This window comes from Christiangramia sp. (genome assembly GCF_029937855.1).
GTDB lineage: Bacteria > Bacteroidota > Bacteroidia > Flavobacteriales > Flavobacteriaceae > Christiangramia.
In genome coordinates this window covers 1-18,990 of sequence record NZ_JAPYPC010000041.1, presented here as the reverse complement: position 1 = coordinate 18,990, position 18,990 = coordinate 1, and the positions used below count along the sequence as shown (strand labels likewise).

Annotated in this window: 13 protein-coding genes; 2 read left to right on the top strand and 11 right to left on the bottom strand. The window is 36.1% G+C overall.

What is annotated here, in order from left to right:
• Window positions 1–90 precede the first annotated feature (90 nt).
• A complete protein-coding gene (locus Q1K34_RS16350; protein ID WP_011709150.1) occupies window positions 91–681 on the top strand; it encodes a sigma-70 family RNA polymerase sigma factor in 591 nt (196 codons plus the stop codon).
• Between the two features lie 1,121 nt (window positions 682–1,802).
• Here the strand turns inward: Q1K34_RS16350 and Q1K34_RS16345 are convergent.
• The 4 genes from Q1K34_RS16345 to Q1K34_RS16330 form a co-directional block, all read right to left on the bottom strand.
• Entirely contained in the window at window positions 1,803–4,229 is a 2,427-nt protein-coding gene (locus Q1K34_RS16345; protein ID WP_300441307.1) for a fused MFS/spermidine synthase, read from the bottom strand.
• A gap of 178 nt (window positions 4,230–4,407) precedes the next feature.
• Entirely contained in the window at window positions 4,408–5,742 is a 1,335-nt protein-coding gene (locus Q1K34_RS16340; protein ID WP_011709146.1) for a RagB/SusD family nutrient uptake outer membrane protein, read from the bottom strand.
• A 12-nt stretch (window positions 5,743–5,754) separates the two neighbouring features.
• Window positions 5,755–8,952, bottom strand: coding sequence for a SusC/RagA family TonB-linked outer membrane protein (locus tag Q1K34_RS16335; protein ID WP_158308614.1), 3,198 nt, complete (start codon window positions 8,950–8,952; stop codon window positions 5,755–5,757).
• A 182-nt stretch (window positions 8,953–9,134) separates the two neighbouring features.
• Window positions 9,135–10,295 (bottom strand): FecR domain-containing protein, encoded by a 1,161-nt coding sequence (locus Q1K34_RS16330; protein ID WP_011709144.1) that lies wholly within the window; start codon window positions 10,293–10,295, stop codon window positions 9,135–9,137.
• A 94-nt stretch (window positions 10,296–10,389) separates the two neighbouring features.
• Here Q1K34_RS16330 and Q1K34_RS16325 point away from each other — a divergent pair, with 94 nt between their 5' ends.
• Complete coding sequence (locus Q1K34_RS16325; RefSeq protein ID WP_041250027.1) at window positions 10,390–11,001, top strand: RNA polymerase sigma factor; 612 nt, start codon at window positions 10,390–10,392, stop codon at window positions 10,999–11,001.
• Between the two features lie 113 nt (window positions 11,002–11,114).
• On the opposite strand, the gene Q1K34_RS16320 is transcribed toward Q1K34_RS16325, so the two are convergent.
• From Q1K34_RS16320 to Q1K34_RS16285, 7 genes are all read right to left on the bottom strand, one after another.
• Complete coding sequence (locus tag Q1K34_RS16320) at window positions 11,115–12,335, bottom strand: DUF4856 domain-containing protein (protein WP_011709142.1); 1,221 nt, start codon at window positions 12,333–12,335, stop codon at window positions 11,115–11,117.
• Window positions 12,336–13,310: 975 nt separating this feature from the next.
• Complete coding sequence (locus Q1K34_RS16310) at window positions 13,311–13,862, bottom strand: potassium channel family protein (RefSeq protein WP_011709139.1); 552 nt, start codon at window positions 13,860–13,862, stop codon at window positions 13,311–13,313.
• A 383-nt stretch (window positions 13,863–14,245) separates the two neighbouring features.
• A complete protein-coding gene (locus tag Q1K34_RS16305) occupies window positions 14,246–15,625 on the bottom strand; it encodes an FMN-binding glutamate synthase family protein (RefSeq protein WP_300441297.1) in 1,380 nt (459 codons plus the stop codon).
• A gap of 120 nt (window positions 15,626–15,745) precedes the next feature.
• Window positions 15,746–16,405 carry a DUF2231 domain-containing protein gene (locus tag Q1K34_RS16300; protein WP_011709137.1) on the bottom strand — a complete coding sequence of 220 codons (660 nt, stop codon included), beginning with the start codon at window positions 16,403–16,405 and terminating at the stop codon, window positions 15,746–15,748.
• A 297-nt stretch (window positions 16,406–16,702) separates the two neighbouring features.
• Window positions 16,703–17,155 (bottom strand): heme-binding domain-containing protein, encoded by a 453-nt coding sequence (locus Q1K34_RS16295; RefSeq protein WP_011709135.1) that lies wholly within the window; start codon window positions 17,153–17,155, stop codon window positions 16,703–16,705.
• A complete protein-coding gene (locus Q1K34_RS16290; protein ID WP_011709134.1) occupies window positions 17,156–17,764 on the bottom strand; it encodes a DUF3347 domain-containing protein in 609 nt (202 codons plus the stop codon).
• A gap of 135 nt (window positions 17,765–17,899) precedes the next feature.
• Window positions 17,900–18,990 (bottom strand): multicopper oxidase domain-containing protein (locus Q1K34_RS16285; protein WP_300441292.1); only part of this gene is annotated, 1,091 nt, incomplete at its 5' end.

Below are 18,990 nucleotides of genomic sequence, written 5' to 3'. Positions count from 1 at the left end.
TTAAGACAAAGCTAATTCCCAATACCCTAACTTTTTATTTACTTTTTTAACATTTAATTATATATTTATGAAATAATTAATGATAAAACTATGGAGGAAAATGAAATGAGCGAATTGATAGAACGGTTGAAAAAAGGAGAGGAAGAGGCATTCATTCAGCTTGTCGATTTATACAATGCAAGGCTGTTCGGTTATGCATTGACACTAACTAACGACCAGGCCTTAGCTCAGGATATTATTCAGAATGTCTTTTTACGCACATGGGAAAGACGTAGAAAATTGCAAATAGCTACTTCCTCCCTGAAGAATTTTTTATTTAAATCCGTTTACAACGAATTCATCAACCAATACAAGAAAAACCGTTCGACCATGGCCTTAGAACAGAAATATTTCGAAGCCTTGGACAAGGCAGTGCAATACCACAGCGAAACCTCTTGGGAGAAAATCATGACCAGAATTACCAAAGAAATCGAAAACTTGCCCCCAAAATGTCGAGAAGTTTTGTTGCTTAGCAGAAAAGAGGGCTTAACCAATCTTGAAATTTCAGAGTATTTAAAAGTTTCAATAAAAACCGTAGAAGCGCATTTAACTAAAGCTTTTGGAGTGCTGCGAAATAGACTGGGCGAAGAATATAGAACATTTTTGTTTGTGCTGTTCGGTAGGAAGGGATTCCAGATTTAGTCATACACGAATTAAAATAAATAAAGAGTAAGCAGGACTATATTATAAACTGTGTAAATGGAAATTATTATTCAACTGTGAGTTTTTATAGCAATTCAAAGGTGTTGACGAGCTCACCGGCTTTTTAAAATCATGGGATAGTGTGGCATTGAAAATATGCTGATAGGAGAACTGGATGATTCCTTGGCTAGGATTAAAATTAAAGGTCCGGCAATCACAACACTAGAAATGGTTTTGGTAAAAAAAGATTTGCGCCTTCTTAAAGCCCCGTATATCCCGCTTTTCAAATATCAGAATGCCTTTTTTTGCCTCTCTTGATCCAATACAGTAATATTGTTTAGGATTAATAACATCCTTATATTTTTATACACTATAAGAATTAGCTAAAAAAATATCAAAGAGATTAGGAGGTTTACAACTTTGAAATCTCTAATTCCACCATCTCCCGAATCATAAAAAATCACTAAAGATTTTGTGGGTTGGTAAAAACCCCCATTAAAACCAGGATACCTGACCGTTTGGATGTATAGAAATTTCCTTTCGGATTTTTGAGAACTCTGCAAGAAAGTAAATATTGAGGCAGGACTTCCCAGAGATCGAAAAAAATTAGGCTTAGGCTGGGCAAAATATGTATCCTTGGCTTTGGATTAGGGTATACGATCCTTGTGTATCCCATATTTACTCATTAAAAATATGTTAACCTAAACGGTTTTACCAGTATTTCCGAATGTTTTCCTTGAACCAAAAACCCAAAATTAATTCGCCATAACAAATTTAAAACTCTTGTATTAATGATGCTGAATATAAAGTCTTTTCAGAAGCTCAACTTTTTATGGATCTTTGCAGAGGTATAGGCTTAACCATCGGTAATAAGAAATGAACATAGTCTCCCTTTGTTCCAATTCCATAGGAATGAATTTCTTATAGTCTGAATTACCAAACATTTTTTTCAAAAACCTATCATAACTAAAATGCGAAACTTAATTGTTCATACGATAAGATAGAACCACATTGAAAAACGGTGCCTCATACATATATAAAACGTTAGCTAAACCCTTAAAGATTACTTATTTTTTTCTTAATTATTGAAGTATGGATCCTATAATGAAATAAGGATGCTTTTATTTTAGAAAATTAGGAGCTATTTTTTTAATTTGCTGCTCCACAAGTTTTGCCTCATTTTTCTTACCTTTAGAAAAAAGTTCTATGTATCTGGAATAAAGCATGCCAACTTTAATATATTTTTTCTCATCTGGAGGTAATTCTGAAAGATAGGGATCACTTTTGGGTGGTAGTTCTGATGTTATCATTTCAGTTAATTTTTCCAATTCTTCTCCTACTAAATATTTTCCCTGGAGCGCATTTGCCTGTTGGGAAAATTTAGGAGCTTTAAATTCTACCACACGCTTATCATCTGTATTAAGTATATAATTATCCAAGTTATTTTTCAAGACCTTTAAATTTCCTATATAAAATAAGCCTACCATGTGTTGATAAGCATCATTTTTTTCTACCCTATTATTTTTAAAAATCTTCGAAATATTTTCCTTTAGAGATTGTTGGGCTAGTTTAGCATTTAAGTCCTGGCCTATTAAAGCAATACTTGGCCTGGTACTATTAAAATCGGCACGCCAAACAGTTACCTGTGGGAAAACTGAAGAAAAAGTAGCAGCTATAGTATTAAAATCCTCTGGGGTTAACTGATACATTGGTAACCATTGAGCAAATAGACCACCAGGATTTAAAGTCTTCTTAATTTGTTGAAAATTTTCTACAGTATAAAGGCTTCCTGTACCGGCATGCCAGGGCGTAAAAAGATCTCCTATAATTACATCAAAAGATTCATTAGTGCCAAGTACATAGTTGCGTGCATCATCTTTAAGTATGTCTACGCGATCATCAGTAAATAATCCATTAGTCCAGGAAGAGAAATATTTTTTTGCTGCGGTGACTATGTTTCCTATAAGTTCAACAACCACAACTTTACTTACTGTATGATCTAAAGAAGCGCCTGCCGTTATGCCGGTGCCCATACCAAGGAATAATACTTTTTTTGGGGAAGGATGAACAAAAAGAGGTATATGTGCCTGCATTTGTTCGACTAAAAGAGACTCTGAATCGCCCAGGATATAAAAATTATCCAATCTCATTTGAAGGTTGTTTTCCGACTTGGTGATGGACACCACTCCATTATTGGAATTCCAGTATTCCAATAATTTTTCCTGAGGCCTTAATTGTACTATGGCAGGGTCTTTAATAAAAAATATCCCACCAATAATTATTACGGTTAAAAAGCTCCATTTAACTTTCTTGGAAATATCTAAAGATAGTGATATGTAAAGCGCCAACACGGCATATAAAATAGCAATAAGTTTAATGCTGACCCACAATCCAAATAATTGTAAAAATATAAAACCTGCGAGGAGCGGGCCTAAAAAACTACCTAAAGAATTAAAAAGTATTAACCTGCCTACAAATTTTCCTGGCTCTCTAAATTTTAAGGGAGCTGCCTTCAGTAGGAAGGGAAAAATAGTTCCCAATAAGGTGGCCGGGAGTACGACGATAGAAATACTTAATTTAAAAACTTCAACTAAATAAACAGGCCATGAAGCATATGGAGCTATATATTCCAGTCCATCTGTATATATATTAAAAATTATGGGAGAAATTCCAATTGTTAGGGAACTGAATAAAAGGAATAGGAATAATATTTCTTTTGACCCATAGTTTGTTTGTGCAAGTCTATTCGCAATGATTCCCCCAAAGCCTAATGAAATTAGAAAAACCACAAGTATAGCAGAAAATGAATAGACTGAATTTTGCAGAACCTGAGCAAACATTCTAAACAATAAGAGTTCTAAAGAAAGGGCAAGAAAACCAGAAGACAACGCCAATATAATAAATTGTGGAGTAGATAGATGATTCTTATAGACTGTATTATCACTTTCTTCTACTTTATTTTTGGGTCCAGCATCCAATTTTATAGGAAGTCCACTTTCTTTATTCTTAAACTTATCACATAATATCATTGCGAGTACACCTACACTAAAAGATAAAGTAATTGCCAAAATATAAGTTACTTGCATTCCAAATTTTTCGATCAAATAGAAACCGGTCAAAAAAGCCCCAATAGCTGCTCCAACAGTATTTAATGTATACAAGACCGTTCCTCTTTTTTCAAGGTTTTTTCGTTGCTTACCTACGTATTTTGACAACAGTGGAAAGGTTCCTCCCATAAGGATAGTAGGAATGATGAGAAGGAATGTACTGAACAAGAACTTTAGTAAAATTATCCAATATGGATTTCCCCCTGTCACAGAATACAATAGATTATAGTTTCCTTTATAAATTTCAATAGCCGGCAAAAGAAGCAAGCCAGAGATAGCTATACCAATTTCAATTAATCCATAAGTAAATAATGGCTTTTTAATTTTCACAGATTTGTTCCCCCAATACCATCCGCCTATGGCGATGCCCATAAAAAAGGTTGCGAGGGTGGTAGCTGTTGCATAAGAGGCATTTCCAAAAATTAAACTCAACTGGTACATCCAAGCAATTTGCAGTATTAGTGCAGATATCCCAGAAAAAAAGAATAAACAATAAATTAGCACCAAATGTATTGATCTCATTTATATAAGTTTATTTTTAAGCATAAGCATCCGTCTCTAAGTTTTACAATGTACCAAAGGAGCTTAAAAGCCCCCTCGAAATATAAAGATGATTTAATTATGGATTACGGTCTAAACAACCTTGGTAATTAGGATTATTGGCTTCAGACTGAGGGATAGGAAATGTCATATTAGGGCCATATTCCCCACCTTTAAAGTAAGCTCCCGAGGGGAAAACCTCTGAAACTTCTCTATTGTAAATCCTAACAAGCCTACGCATATCACCTAATCTATGCCCGGTACTAAACAACCAAAAAGCTCTTTCTTTAAAATGAAATTCCCTTAGTTGGGTTTCACTCATTTCCGATAAATCTACTGGAGTAAGCCCAATCCTGGCCCTTAAGTTATTATGGATTTCTTCTACCGCCTCCTTGGCATTTTCAGCTACCAGAGCTTCAGCTTCAATCAACCTTGCCTCTATGCCTGAGGCCAAGACTACAGGTTCGCCGGGTGAAGGATACTTTAATTGATTGTAATAGATTGTGACATCGTCCTGGCCTAAATCATCACCACCATCCCAGGGGGTCCTGGGATCCATTTCACTTCTAAATAAAAGACCATTCCCGCCTTTCTCGTCTGCAATAGAAAATTGCCTACGAACAGTAGTCATAGTATAAATTCCATTTTCCTGCCTTCTGGAATTTATAGAGTGTTCAATATTATATACAAAATCTGTGGAAACTGATGACAATTCATTAGCAGCTTCCGTCAAATTACCTAACCCAAGCAATGCCCTGGCCTTCCCCACTTTTCCTAAATTAGAATATCGCTCATTTCCTGTAGCAATGGCATTATCAAAACGCGAAATAGCAGTTTCAAACATTTCTTGAGTAGTAAGGGGCACTCCAAATTCAAGCTCTCCACCATCTGTTGGAGCCCTGCTGAAAGGTACTCCGGAACAAAAGGTTTCTGCAAACAAAGTATAGGAAAAACCAACAATACTTTGCATTTCGCTCTCAAGATTTGGATCTCCCCCTAATTCTGAAATCATGCTGATGGTTGCTTCTGCTGAAGCCCTGGCACGATGCAAATTACCATATATTACGTCAACATCTCCATTGGTGTTTTGAACCAATCTCGTATCTGCTTCACGGCGGGTAGGAAATGTACCGGAATAATAATATTCATCGGTCATTAATCCACTCATTACAATAAGGCCCGTGGTGCCCCCGTGTCCCGCTGATGAACCACTCATAGCTATTGCAAAATCACCTAAAGACCCGGCCCTTAAAGTGGCTATACCAGCTTCACTATCCAAGGATTCTGGCGTCACTATATCGGGATCCGTAACCTCTACAATAGAATCACAACTAGTCAAACCAAAGAAAAGGATTACGAGCAACGTGTATAAAGAGCGACAATGAATTTTCATAATTTTATTTATTATTTTCATAGTAGTTTTTGTTTAAAATGTTAAGTTTAGACGAGCCTTCCATGATCTCACGGGAGGTTGGCTTAAAAATTCCTCGGTCACAAAATTATTTTGACCTGCGGAACTTATTTCCGGATCAAGTCCAGAATAATCGGTCCAAAGTCCAAGGTTTTGTCCAGATACTGTAAAGCTTAAATTTGAAAAGCCAATATTTTTGATTAGTTCTCTGGAGAAGTTATATGTCAAAGAGAGTTCCCTTAATCGTAGGAACGAGGCATCTTCGATATAGCCGGCATCAGTCCCATAGAACTTAGATGCAATAGCTCTTGCTTGCCCTTCTAGAGATGATGAAGGATCATTCAACTCCCTGGTATTATTATTTCCATTTCGCCATGAGGCGGTATTATTATACAACTTCTGTCCTCCTCTGTAATTTAACAAGCCTTGGAGAATTATCCTTTCTCTAAACAATCCTAATTCAGGTGTAACGGATATGTCTGTAGTAGCAAAAGGAGTTCCTAAATAAGTTAATTCTCCTACTTGAACTTCGTCGATTGCAATCAGCCCGTCACCATTAGCGTCATTAAAAGTATATTGTTCATCCCAGTATCCTCCTAAAGGATAGCCCTCTACATGGCGCTGGACTCCAAAAATAACTGGTTGAATACCGTCACCAAGTCGTACCAGTTCATTGTCTATAAATGAAGCTATAAAGTTTAAATTAAAGTAGGTGGTTTCTGTTTCTAAAATACGTAGATCTAAAGCTACTTCAACACCGGTATTTTTCACTGAACCTAAGTTCTCAAACCTACCTTCTCCTACTCCAAGAGATAACGGTAACTGCCTAAAAATCAACGCATCATCAGTTTCCTTATTAAAATATGTTAGCTCTAAATTTATACGGTTAGTGAAAAAGGAGGCGTCCAGCCCCAATTCAATTTCACTAGATCGTTCCGGTTTTAAATTTGCATTTCCAACACTGCCAAAAGTAACTCCTGTTACATTTTGTCCCCCATCTACTGTCGCGGCAATTGGAGTAAAAAACCTGAGTGCATCATTAGTCCCTGGTTGAACGCCAGATGCCCCCCATGCACCTCTTAAGCGAAGTGAATTTAACCAGTCTCCTGTTTCAAAAAATGATTCTTTTGTAATTAACCATGAAGCACTTACTTTAGGGTAAATTACCGCATCGAAAGAAGCTCCAAATGCACTTCCTCTATCAGCACGGAGGGCTCCTGTAATGTAAAGTTTTTCATCAAAACCTACTTGCTCTTCCACAAAAACCCCCACTGTCCGTGATTCTACGGTTTGTTCTGAACTTTCTGTTACGGCAGCACCTGCGATTGACCTACTCCCAGCAACTATCTGAAAACCAGAAGCAAGTGTGCCCTGCGTTAGATTTTGTAGATATTGAAACCCTATTGAACTTCTTGAACTTATGTTCTTCCATATGTTGGCCTCATATGAACCTACAGCATCCAAGGTATAAACGAATTCATTAAACCTGTTGGAAAATTTGGCGCCCTCATCATAATTAAGGAAAGCAGGAGCCTCTCCGGTGGGAAAGAATTGACTATCCCACCTGGAAGTAAAGTCAAGGCCCCCGGCTAATCTAAAGGTTAAATTGTCATTTGGAGTCCAATTAGTATTAAGCCCGGTAGTATAACGGTTTATACGCTGTCTTGTATCAATGGTGAACAATTCCTCTGGTGTAAATTCCCCCCATCCATTATTAACATCCCGGGTTGCATTCCCACTGAGCCCCTGGGACATAAGTGCCAATGAGAAATTATCATTGAGTGGCAATTCTAAATCACTATTGGTATATCCTGTGGTAATATTTATTTTTAGTTCATCGGTAATATCTGTACCTAAATTGGCACGAAAATTTGTTCGGCGAATATTACTCACTGGTAGTACCCCTTCATTATCTCCGAAATTACCCGATACATAATAATTTATTTTTTCGGTGCCTCCTGAAACACTAAGCCCAACCCCATATGAATTCCCGGTTCTAAATGGTGAAGTGTCGGGATCGTTTAGAGGTTGAAAAGAATTAATGATGCTTGGTGTAAACTCTCCTTCTGCGGCTTCAAAATTGAAACCAGGATTGCCTGCGGCATCTAGGGCTTGGTAATTCTTTGGGTAGTCACCAATATCTTGAACTAACCCACTTTCCAGATAAGCGGACCATCTGGCTTTTCCAAATTTTCCTTTTTTAGTAGTTACTAAAATAACACCGTTAGCTGCGATGGAACCGTATAGAGTTGCTGCAGAGGGTCCTTTAATAATCTCTATGGATTCTATATCTTCTGGATTTATATCGTTAAATCTTGAAGGGGATTGACCACCAGTTTCAAACGAAATGGAATTAGATTGATTATTAATTAATACCCCATCAACATATATTACAGGCTCATTCGATAAAGAAGCACTATTAGATCCTCTAATCCGGATGCGAGAACCCATGCCGGTAGATCCGCCGCTATTATAAATTTGCACCCCGGAAGCCTGTCCCTGGATTAGATCAGAAACATTGTTGATGGGCCGCTCTTTTACATCATCACTTACTTGTAACTGTGAAATTGCATTACCTATTTCTACCCTTTTTTTGGTACCGGTAGCCGTCACAATAACTTCGTCCAAAGACTGCGAATCTGTCTTCATAACAACATTTAGAACGGTTTGGTCGCCTACGGTCTTACGAGCTGTCTTCATTCCTAAAAATTTAAACAAAAGCACAGATTCATTGGAGGGGGCTTCAATAGAATAATTCCCGTCAAAGTTTGTAGTAGCACCTATTGTAGTACCCTCAACAGTAATATTTACACCTGGTAAAGGCATTCCATTATCATCGGTCACAGTCCCAGTAATCACCTGTTGAAATACCTTTTTATTTCTTTGTTCGACGTTGTAAGAAGTAACTTTATTCAGATCAGATTTTAGGATTATTTGTTTATTAATAACTTGAAAAGTAATTCCTGTATCAAGGAATATATTCCTGAGGACTCGAGAAATAGGTTCTTTAACATAATTCACAGAAATTTTTCTTTCAAAATCAATTTCTTTACTATTATATAAGAATTTGAATTCACTAAGTGTTTCAATTTTTTTTAATACTTCTTCTATACTTTTTTCCTCAAGTTGTAGGGTGACTTTAGCATTCTGAGAATAGCTATTGGCCTGGACCTGAACAATCATTATAAAGAGGAAAAAGAATGTGAGCCTCATTTGTAATTTAAATTTGTTAGAATAATCAAATATCCCCCAAGGGTGTGTGCGGTTTTTCATATTTTTGAATTGGTTTGTGGTTTTACTTCGAGTTTAATCACATAATCTACCCGGGGAATGGTGCAACATTCCCTGGGTTTTTATATTTCTTTAATTAGTTCTTTCATATGCTTATTCAAATTTTAGTTAATAATTATCTTGTTTTTAGAGCGAATAAAATTAATGGGATAACTCTTATCAAAAGCGTTTAGAACCTCTTCTATAGTTTCAATATCGAAGCTGGCAGTAAATATTTCCTGATCTAATTTTTTATCATGATTTATAATTGTGACATTATAGTGCCTTTCGAGTTTCTTTACAATATCCCCAAAAGGAATGTGGTTGAATACTATTTTTCCGGTTATCCAGGCGGTATAATTAGAAGTGTCTATTTCTTTATATGAAAAGTCCGCTTTGTCCTTGCTCCACACAGCCATATAACCCGGGTTTAAAATAGAAAGATTTTCTTCTTCCAGGCTTCTGCCTTTAGGTGCTAAACCAATAGATCCCTCTACTAAAACAGTATTGATGTTAGATTCGTTTGCATAAGCTGAAACATTAAATTTAGTACCTATAACTTTAATTTTCGGTCCATTGGTATTTACAACAAATGGGTGTAAAGAATCTTTGGCAACCTCAAAAAAAGCTTCACCCGTTAAAAAAACTTCCCTTTTTTTTCCTTTTACAAAAACATTCGGAAATTTTATGGAACTACCGGCATTCATATGGATTTTTGTTCCGTCGGAAAGACTTAAAGAGAACCTTTTACCATAGGGAATGGAGAGGGTACTATATGAAATTTTAGTAACCTGCGAATTACTTTTATAAATTAGTTCATTCCCCTCCTGTCTTACTACTGGCTGATTATTATTGCTTTTTATATTTATATTTTGGAATTCTGAAAGGACTTTTGGAGCCTCGCCATCAATTTCCAGAGAAATTAAGTTATTGGGAGTTTGTTCCTCTTTAGGAAAACCACTGGAAAAAATGAAATCTTCATGGAAATAATATCCTACACTTAGGAAAAACACAGCAATTGCCGCATATTTAGCTAATGTTCTTAAGTTTAACTTATATTTTAAGGATTTATCCTTTCTAATTTTATCTAAAAGCAATTTTTTAGATTTATCACTGTCATAGTTATTCATACAACGATTTATTGCAAAATTTAATAAAGAACTATTCTTGAATATTTTATCATTAGATGTAGAATCTATTTCATCTACAAGTGCGTCTAGTTCTTTTGCATTAATAATGGAACAGAAATATTTGATTGATAAAATCTCAAATTCTTTTAACTTCATATAAATCGGTTTCTATATCTAAAACGTATCTAAAAATTAAAACCCTAACTTTTTATTATTTTTTTTTAATATTTTTACAAAAATTATGATAATTATGCTGGAAAACGAAATTGATTCTAAACAATTTAGTAAGAATGCACTACTTATTTCAGAATTAAAAACGGGAAACGAAAAAGCCTATACTCACTTGGTTGACCAATATCACGAACCATTATGTGCGTATGCTTATAGTCTCATTAATGATAGAGATATTGCCCAGGATATCGTCCAGAATGTTTTTGTTAAAATTTACGAAAAACGCAAATCATTAAAAGAAGACTTTATAATAGAGAGGTTCTTATACAAATCGGTTTTTAACGAATTTATAGATCAGTATAGGAAAAATAAGCTGGTTACAAAATTAGAAAAAAAGCACATTGAAGCTTTACACGAGTATTTTGAAAGTGAAGATGGAAAGCTAGAAGCGCTTTTCACCATGGTCCAAACAGAAATTGATAATTTGCCTCCAAAGTGTAAAAGAATTTTTGTTTTAAGTAAAAAAGAAGGACTTTCCAATAAAGAGATTTCAAACCATCTTAGTATTTCTATAAAAACGGTTGAAGCACATATAACTAAAGCTTTTTTTTTGATTAGAGAACGAATAGATCTTTCCTCTCGGCAGGAACTTATATTAACCTTATTGTTTAAAGGTTATAGCTATAGTTAAGCCTTTCTACAAATTACCTTTTGTACTCCTGAAACTGGGGAGTTATAGATTTTTCAACTATAAATTTATCTTTACCCTATTTGGTAAATAGGGTAAAGATAATTCAGTTTCAACTAGTTTGCGCTCGCTGCCTGTGAGACAGTAAAGTCAAATTTGGCTGCAATAGCTTCAGAAATTCTATCAATGGTGGCCGGTTTCAGATCCCAAAAACCATTAGGCCCATCACCCAAAAGAGACGAGGTAAAACCATTTACCTCACTTTTAGTAAAAAAAGTAGTACCGGTGTTGTTATTTCTGCTAAAACGTAAACTAAAAACAAATCCGTAGCCTTCGGAGAGGTTTTGGAATGCGCCACCAAAATCTCCATTTGTAAGCAAATTTTTACCTTGTTGCAAATAGTAAACCGCACGTATTGCCATTAATTCCGATATTTTTTGTCTTATAATAGCAGCTTGAGCATCCCGAACTGTATAATCTTTCGCTACTATCGCGGCACGACCTAATTTGAAGGCATCAAAAATATCAGCAGCAAAAGTAGAGAAATCAGGATCTTCGTTCACTGTGCCTAAATAATTATTTAAAAAGCTATCATCCTTTCCGATCGTAGCATTAGGATTGGCCGGATCAACAGATGTCCCATAAAGGTAACCATAGGCTTCATCCCAATTATGTTCCATAGTGGTAAAAACCTCTCCTTCTTCAGTAACTCCGTTATTATTGTCCTCCACTTTATTGGGAGCATCAAGAACTGAAGTACTTAGATAGTTGTTCAGCATCTGATCGGCCATCAGTGAGCCAATGAGGCTTTTAGCAAATATTTGAGTGTAGACCAGTCCCTGATTATTAACATACCGGGTTTTAGCACCATCTCCAAGCTGACCTGCACTACCTGCGGTTGCCAATACATTCTGGTTTGGAAATACCTCATTGATCTGACCAGAAATATAACTGTCAAAAAGAGCCTTGATTGCTGCTGATTCGGTTGTATTCGCACTAAAATAATCTTGAGACGCGGCAGTTTTACCACGAACACTTTTATCTGATGCATTTAGGTTCTCATTTGTGAAATTAGTATTTCCTTCTTGATGATCATACATTGCCTGTAATGATAACTCCGTTGTATTTTCAAAATCTGTGAAGGCGTTCAGTACTTCCTCTGCCATTAAGATTCGAGTTGTCTGACCGGTAAAATTTACAGTAGATTGTCCATCTCGCTCGAAGGTATAATCCGCTGGGGTTGCAAAGTTTGGGGGTTGGGTACTCGGTGCATCATCTTCAGAACATGAAACTAGGATAAGACTTAAAATGATAGCTGTAAAAAATGATTTTTTCATTATTATTTTTATTTAGATTTAATAAACAAATATAAAAGGAACGCTTGAAAGTTTAAAATTAATTTAGATTAAATTTAAATAGTGATATGCAAAAAAGTTTCTCGCTTTAGAACTATTATCTTTACCCTTGATGAGTACGGTTTTATAACCAGACTCAAAACCCATCGCATTTATGCGGATGAGAATAAATTATATTAAAAATTCTCGTATATAATGGGTTTTTTAATATATCATAAAATGAGTTTGATTATAACCTCAATTAGTAACATTCCTTCCTCTATATTGATACAGGTGTTTATAAAAAAAGTGAAAATTTAATTCAATCTAGTGGGAGTTAAAAAGGGATAGCTTGTTGTATGTCTTTAATCGTATTTAGACTATACCCAGTTAATATTGGTCCAAGAAAATAAGAATGGCGAGCAGTAGGCTAATTGTTCGCCACCAGGTTAAAATAAGGTCATAGATAGAAAATAATTATTTCGTATTTCTAGAAGAAGTATGTATTTTGGTAATTTTCCAATTTCCATACATCTTCTTTAAGATAGACGTTGCCACCCCTTTTTTCTTTATAGTCCTTGTATCATCTTTGTCATCTGGTTAAAGCACGATGTTATAAATATAAGTTTCTGTAGCAAACGCATAAGATGTATCAACCTGTACATCAATCTCATAATCTGAAAATTCAAATTTTTTAAAATGCCCCAATTCTGGTCCCAAATGATGTTCTATGTAGTGGGCATACGAGCCCTCGACACCCCCTGATTAATAAACTCTGGAATCTTCGGCAAATAACTCGAAAGTACCTTCGGTTGTTAGGTTTTGTAGGGCATCTTTATACCATTTCATAACTTTTAAGACCGCTCCTTTTTCTGTGTCGGGATCTGTGTTTTGACTATAGATTTGACTATTTGCAAATAACAATAACGTTAAGAATGTTGTAAGTTTTGTGTCTTCATAATTTTAGTTTTTAAAGATTTATTTATTTACGCGTATTCTATTCACATTTGCAATCCCAAACACCAGTACAAAAAACCTTAAAACTACCTCCAAAATTACCAACATCTTTGCAATTAAAGATGTGGGGAAGATATCGCCATAACCTACCGAAGAAAAAGTAATTGTACTAAAATAGAGGTATTCAAAAAACACCTTAGTACTCGAAGATTCAATATTAAGTGAAGATTTAAAACTTTCAGGCGCAAAAAATTGTAAAGAAGTAAAATCGAATGCAAATGAGGTTATAATCATACTGATGAGCAGCCCGAATAAAACAAGTATATGGCTCAACAGATGACTCTGGTTGATTATTTTCATCAATTGCTTAAAGGCAAGTTTTACTATGAAAAATGCTTTTACAAATGCGAACAATAAGATTATCCACGACAGCCAAAATGAATCCAAGAGGAAAGGCAGACCCCAAATGCTCAAAATTGCTAATCCTGCAATAAGTGCTATGGTAGTCCAACCTTTTGACGCAAGCTGAATGTAAAAATCATCTGTATGTTCTATTGCGTTGGTTTTATTCATCTATTACTTCTTATAGTAAAATTAATTTCTGCTATTAAACTGAAAGTAGTTTCACACATCCATATTTAGAAAACATCTTGCCACAGTTTTTATGTTTTATCTTTGTATGCAACATACAATGCCCTGGCTCTTCCTACACCAATTGCTATTTCAATAAATTATGGCAATACAATCCTCTCCGTGTCCTTGCTATTCATTATGCCGTAATAAAAGGCATAGCTCTAAAATGCTAAATAAACATAGCTGTGACCATGATAAGAGAATGAGGTTAGCCCCTAAAACTAAAAAGAATCCCTGTGTAAGAATTAAAGACTATGGCTACTCAGAAATGAGAATAATATTACTATTAAAACTCCTTATAAAAGGTAAACCTTATATTCTTCTTAGGAATCTTTGTAAATTTCTTCATAGGATTTACCTTTTCCATCCACTTTTTTAAAAACATTTCCTTTGTGAATACCGGTTTTATCTTTTAATCCCATCGCTACCAATATTTCTTTTAATCCTTCAATGGTATTTCTGTGGTAATTGGCGACCTTGACTTTTTTATCTACCACAGATAAAGAATCAATCCTGCCAGGATCCATTGTGGTAATACCGGTAGGACAAGTGTTTAAATTACATTTTAAAGATTGCACACATCCCAGGGCAAACATCATCCCTCGTGCACTATAACAGGCGTCAGCCCCCAGAGCCAAAGTTTTATATATATCAAATGCCGATATAATTTTTCCCGAAGCTAATATCTTAATATGTTGTCTTAAATGAAATGCAACCAAAGTTTTATTCACAAAGTGTAAGGCTTCCTGTAAAGGTGTACCTCCCCAGTGCAAGGAGTCCATATTAGCCGCTCCTGAACCACCTTCTGCACCATCTATAACTATAAAATCTGGATAACTTTGTATTTCTGCAAATACCTTTATCATTTTTTCAAACTCTTTTTGCTGTCCTAAACATAATTTAATGCCAATAGGCTTACCGCTGGACAATTCCCTTAATTTTTCAATAAATTTGATAAGCTCCTGGGTATTATTAAAAGCACTGTGATGGGCAGGGGAATGAATTTCAGTATGGGCTTCTATCTCTCTAAACTTTGAAATTTCTTCTGTATTTTTTTTAGCGGGAAGTATTGCTCCAAAGCCAGGTTTTGCGCCCTGGGAAATTTTAACCTCTATCATTTTCACGAGATCATTCTGGGCTATTTCAGTAAACTTTTCAGCATCAAAATTCCCTTCAGCATTTCGGCATCCAAAATATCCGGTTCCAAATTGAAAGATTAGATCTGCTCCGTATTTTTGGTGATAAGGTGTAAGTCCCCCCTCACCAGTATTTTGTGCAAATCCCGCTATTTTAGCTCCTCCATTAAAGGCCAGGGTAGCATTTTTACTTATGGAACCGTAACTCATACCGCCCAAGTTTAAAATACTTGCGCTATAGGGCTGGTTACATTTAGGCCCGCCAATTGTAACCCTAAAATCGTCCTGGAATTTTATTGACGGAAAGGCTGAATGTAAAAACCACTCGCGCCCCATTTTTTCAAAAGATAATTGAGTACCAAAAGGCTGACTTTTATTATCGTCTGCAGCTCGTTTATATACAATTTCCTTTTGGATCCAGTTAAAAGGCATCCCTTCGCTACGATTGAGCAACAGCGCTTCCTGAAGTACATGACGTTGTTGTTCTATGAAGTTTGTGATTCTACCAATTAAAGGATAATTACGTTGAATATTATCACTTTTTTGAAAATAATCTATTGAACCCAATATCAAAAAAGGAAGGATAACTAAAGTAATCCACCACAAATACGGGACCCATGCTATAATTAAACCTACTGTTATAATTATTGTAAAACTTATAATTAAAAAAGCTTTCCTCATATTTTTTTAATGTGAATGCTCCCCACCTTCTCCATGGCTTTCTCCGTTTTCATCCCCTAAAAACTGCCCTTGTGGCCCTACCCCTTCTATATACACAAGTTGGGATCCATAATGCCCAGCCCAGCCCACAGAATAACCTGCAAAGGCAAGCACTAAAAAAACTGAAATCTCAAACCATCTTTTTTGTTTAAAAAGGAAGAGGCTTCCCAATTTTAGCACAGCAGCAATAGCACTGGACCATATCGTCCAGGTGGCATATTTATCATGCTGTTCCAGCACTTTTTTAGCAGTTTCGGTAAGACCTTCAGTGTATGGATGTACAAATGTTCCGGCGACATAAGCTCCAATAAATCCAGCACCTACTGTAAGCAGGATGACCCAGTCCATAGTACGGCTCATTGTGAACAATTGTATAAACTGTAGTAACACGGCTAACAACAGTAAAGCAATGGGAAAATGGACCACTAAAGGATGTAGGTTAGGAAATTCATCAAGGCCTACTGCTTCAGAACCCTGGACTGGAGAAAAGGTATCAGGAACTGTATCTTCCATTGTTACTTCGATATTATTTAAGGATACTGAATTGAGGTCTTTCGCAAAAGCATTTGAGAAATTTACAAAAAAGACCAAAAGTAATGTGGTGAATAATAGTTGTTTAATTCTCATTTGTTATGGTTTTAGATTAGTTCTCATTTAACTGAAGTAACAAGGCTCCTATGATTATAATTACAATGATCCCAAAGATTGTAAAGTTGAACCATTTTTTAAATCCACTCCCCCTTTGTCCTTTTTCATTTCCAGTCTTGCAACAATCTTTCATTTAATTCTTTATTGCGCCTGAGGGGGAAGGGTTTTTCAGTATATAACACCCTTCCCTACAGGTCTTTAAACACCAAGTACCAGAAATTTCAACTAACCAATCAAACAATTATAAAAATTATTCTTTCTGATATTGGGTTTTATTTATAATTCACTTTTAAGGCCGGTTATATAATTTATAATTTCTAACTTATCTTCACTTGAAAGTTTCGCATCCCCATGGATCAGGGTATAAGAATCCAATGGCATCTCACCGTCTTCAATCTGGCTTATAATAGATCTCAACTTGCTGTTCTTTCTGCGATCTGAATAGTCACCCCATTCGTTAAAATTAAGTTCCGCCTTTCCTTCTCTAATATGGTCTTCCAGGAACCAGGCCACCGGCTGTACTTTGTTATACCAGGGATATTCAGTATTATTACTGTGGCAGTCGTAGCAAGATACCTGTATCTTATTCTGTATTTTTTCAGGCACAGTGTTGACCAACATAAAATCTGCACGGGACACTTCTTCACTCTGATTGCGTTCTATCGGAAAAAATTGTATTACAACCAATGAGACCAAAAAAAACCAGCCAATGAACTTAATTACTTTCAATTAATTAATCTCTTTTTGAATGTTTCCGCAGTCCATCATTTTACTTCCGAAATACGGGTTTTTAATTTCTTTTGTAGCACTTAACCACTGTGCCCCTTTATTGTTGTTATACATTGGACAAAAATCCTGATATAATTTTTTATTCGTTCCGGTTATGGCAATCATATCTATAACATCTTTGCTCAAAATATCGAAATGTTCCCGTTGATGGTCAATTGCGCTTTCGGCAATATGTTCTGCATGCTCCTTTGCATCTTCAATGATATCAGTTAACTCCTGCTGTTCCTCTGAAGAATAATTGCTCTTGTCAAAATTCTCAAATTCATCAACCAATTTGCCTCCGGCCTGAGCGGCTGCTTCCTGATCATCTGCAACTAGCGCATTTTTAAGCTGCAGGTAGTTATCGATAATGGTATTTGTAGCATTATTACCTGCATTCTCGGCCATCATTTTTCCGGAACCTCCCTGATTATCAGAATCTTCCTGATACATCTCACTGGACATCGGTTCAGAGACTTCCTTTTCCTGACTCGCGTCCTTACAAGACATTGCAGTTAGTGTCACCAATACCATAAGATAAATTTTTATTGTCATTCTTACTTTTTTCATTTTGATTTGATTTAATTTAATTTAATTTATAATGAAAGTTTTAATCTGTTCTATTTTGCGAGAGTTGTAAAATTCGCTTAACATTCTTCTTAATCCTATCTGTGTGTTTTTTACATTGCTATTTAATTTAAATTATTAAAATCTTAGTGAAAGTCCGCCTCCAGCGCCAAAACGGTTGTCATAGCTTCCCATCAAGGAAAAATTCTTGGATAAAAAATATTCAATACCTGTACTCCAGGTAACCTCTTTTTTGAAATTATTTCCTTGAGGCAGTTCATCTACCCACCCAAAATCTGCCTGGTACTCGTACATTCCGAACAATATTGTTCGCGGAAAAATACTGATCGCACGGCTCAGGCTAATTTGCGGGCGCAATTTGCTGTCCATTCGCACATCCAACGTAAATAAGTAAGGAGTGAGATATCGTACACCTGCTATTGCTGTTGTTGTTATCTCATCGAGGCTATCCTCCATTCCGTTCTCGACATTTACACCGGCAAAAACTGTCAAATAATCATAAAGGTATCTATCATAAGCAGCTTCCACCTCCATATTCTTGTTCCACCCGTATTCCCCCCGAAAACTGAATTGATTTCGGATATTGGACGATATCAGGTTCAATGTGGTCATATGCGATGCCGCATCTATCATTCCGTAGGAATAATACTGATCGGTCTCATCCAAGAGCTTGGAGACAGGATATTCCTCTAACCTTGGATCCCTAGGGGTGTCATAGCTTACAATGCGTGCCATACCACCTACTAAATGGTAAAGGATATGGCAATGGAAAAACCAATCGCCGTATTCATTGCCATAGAATTCAATGGTCACCTTTTGCATTGGCGGTACATTGACCGTGTGTTTTAGAGGGGAATATTCCCCGTTTTCATTGATGACCCTAAAGAAGTGGCCGTGAAGGTGCATGGGGTGGTGCATCATAGTCAGGTTGTTAAAAGTAATCCTGGTCACCTCGTCTCCCTTGATTTTTATTTTATCTGCCTCAGATAAAGGGACACCGTTCATACTCCAGATATAGCGTTGCATATTCCCGGTAAGGTTCAGTAGGATTTCGGATACGGGCACATCGGGATCATAGCTGGTCTTCTCTGGCGACTTCAGGTAGTCATAGTTGTATTGCGAAAACATAGCCATTCCCTGCATGCCATCTGCTTCGTCCATTACTTCCCGTCCGGCAGTCGGGTTCGTCTTGTTCATATCCTCCATTT

Excerpts from the sequence above, each read along its gene's own strand:
- Q1K34_RS16350 (WP_011709150.1), top strand. The coding sequence starts at position 91 with ATGGAGGAAAATGAAATGAGCGAATTGATAGAACGGTTGAAAAAAGGA.
- Q1K34_RS16345 (WP_300441307.1), bottom strand. The coding sequence starts at position 4,229 with ATGTACCAGTTGAGTTTAATTTTTGGAAATGCCTCTTATGCAACAGCT.
- Q1K34_RS16340 (WP_011709146.1), bottom strand. The coding sequence starts at position 5,742 with ATGAAAATAATAAATAAAATTATGAAAATTCATTGTCGCTCTTTATAC.
- Q1K34_RS16335 (WP_158308614.1), bottom strand. The coding sequence starts at position 8,952 with ATGAGGCTCACATTCTTTTTCCTCTTTATAATGATTGTTCAGGTCCAG.
- Q1K34_RS16330 (WP_011709144.1), bottom strand. The coding sequence starts at position 10,295 with ATGAAGTTAAAAGAATTTGAGATTTTATCAATCAAATATTTCTGTTCC.
- Q1K34_RS16325 (WP_041250027.1), top strand. The coding sequence starts at position 10,390 with ATGCTGGAAAACGAAATTGATTCTAAACAATTTAGTAAGAATGCACTA.
- Q1K34_RS16320 (WP_011709142.1), bottom strand. The coding sequence starts at position 12,335 with ATGAAAAAATCATTTTTTACAGCTATCATTTTAAGTCTTATCCTAGTT.
- Q1K34_RS16310 (WP_011709139.1), bottom strand. The coding sequence starts at position 13,862 with ATGAATAAAACCAACGCAATAGAACATACAGATGATTTTTACATTCAG.
- Q1K34_RS16300 (WP_011709137.1), bottom strand. The coding sequence starts at position 16,405 with ATGAGAATTAAACAACTATTATTCACCACATTACTTTTGGTCTTTTTT.
- Q1K34_RS16290 (WP_011709134.1), bottom strand. The coding sequence starts at position 17,764 with ATGAAAAAAGTAAGAATGACAATAAAAATTTATCTTATGGTATTGGTG.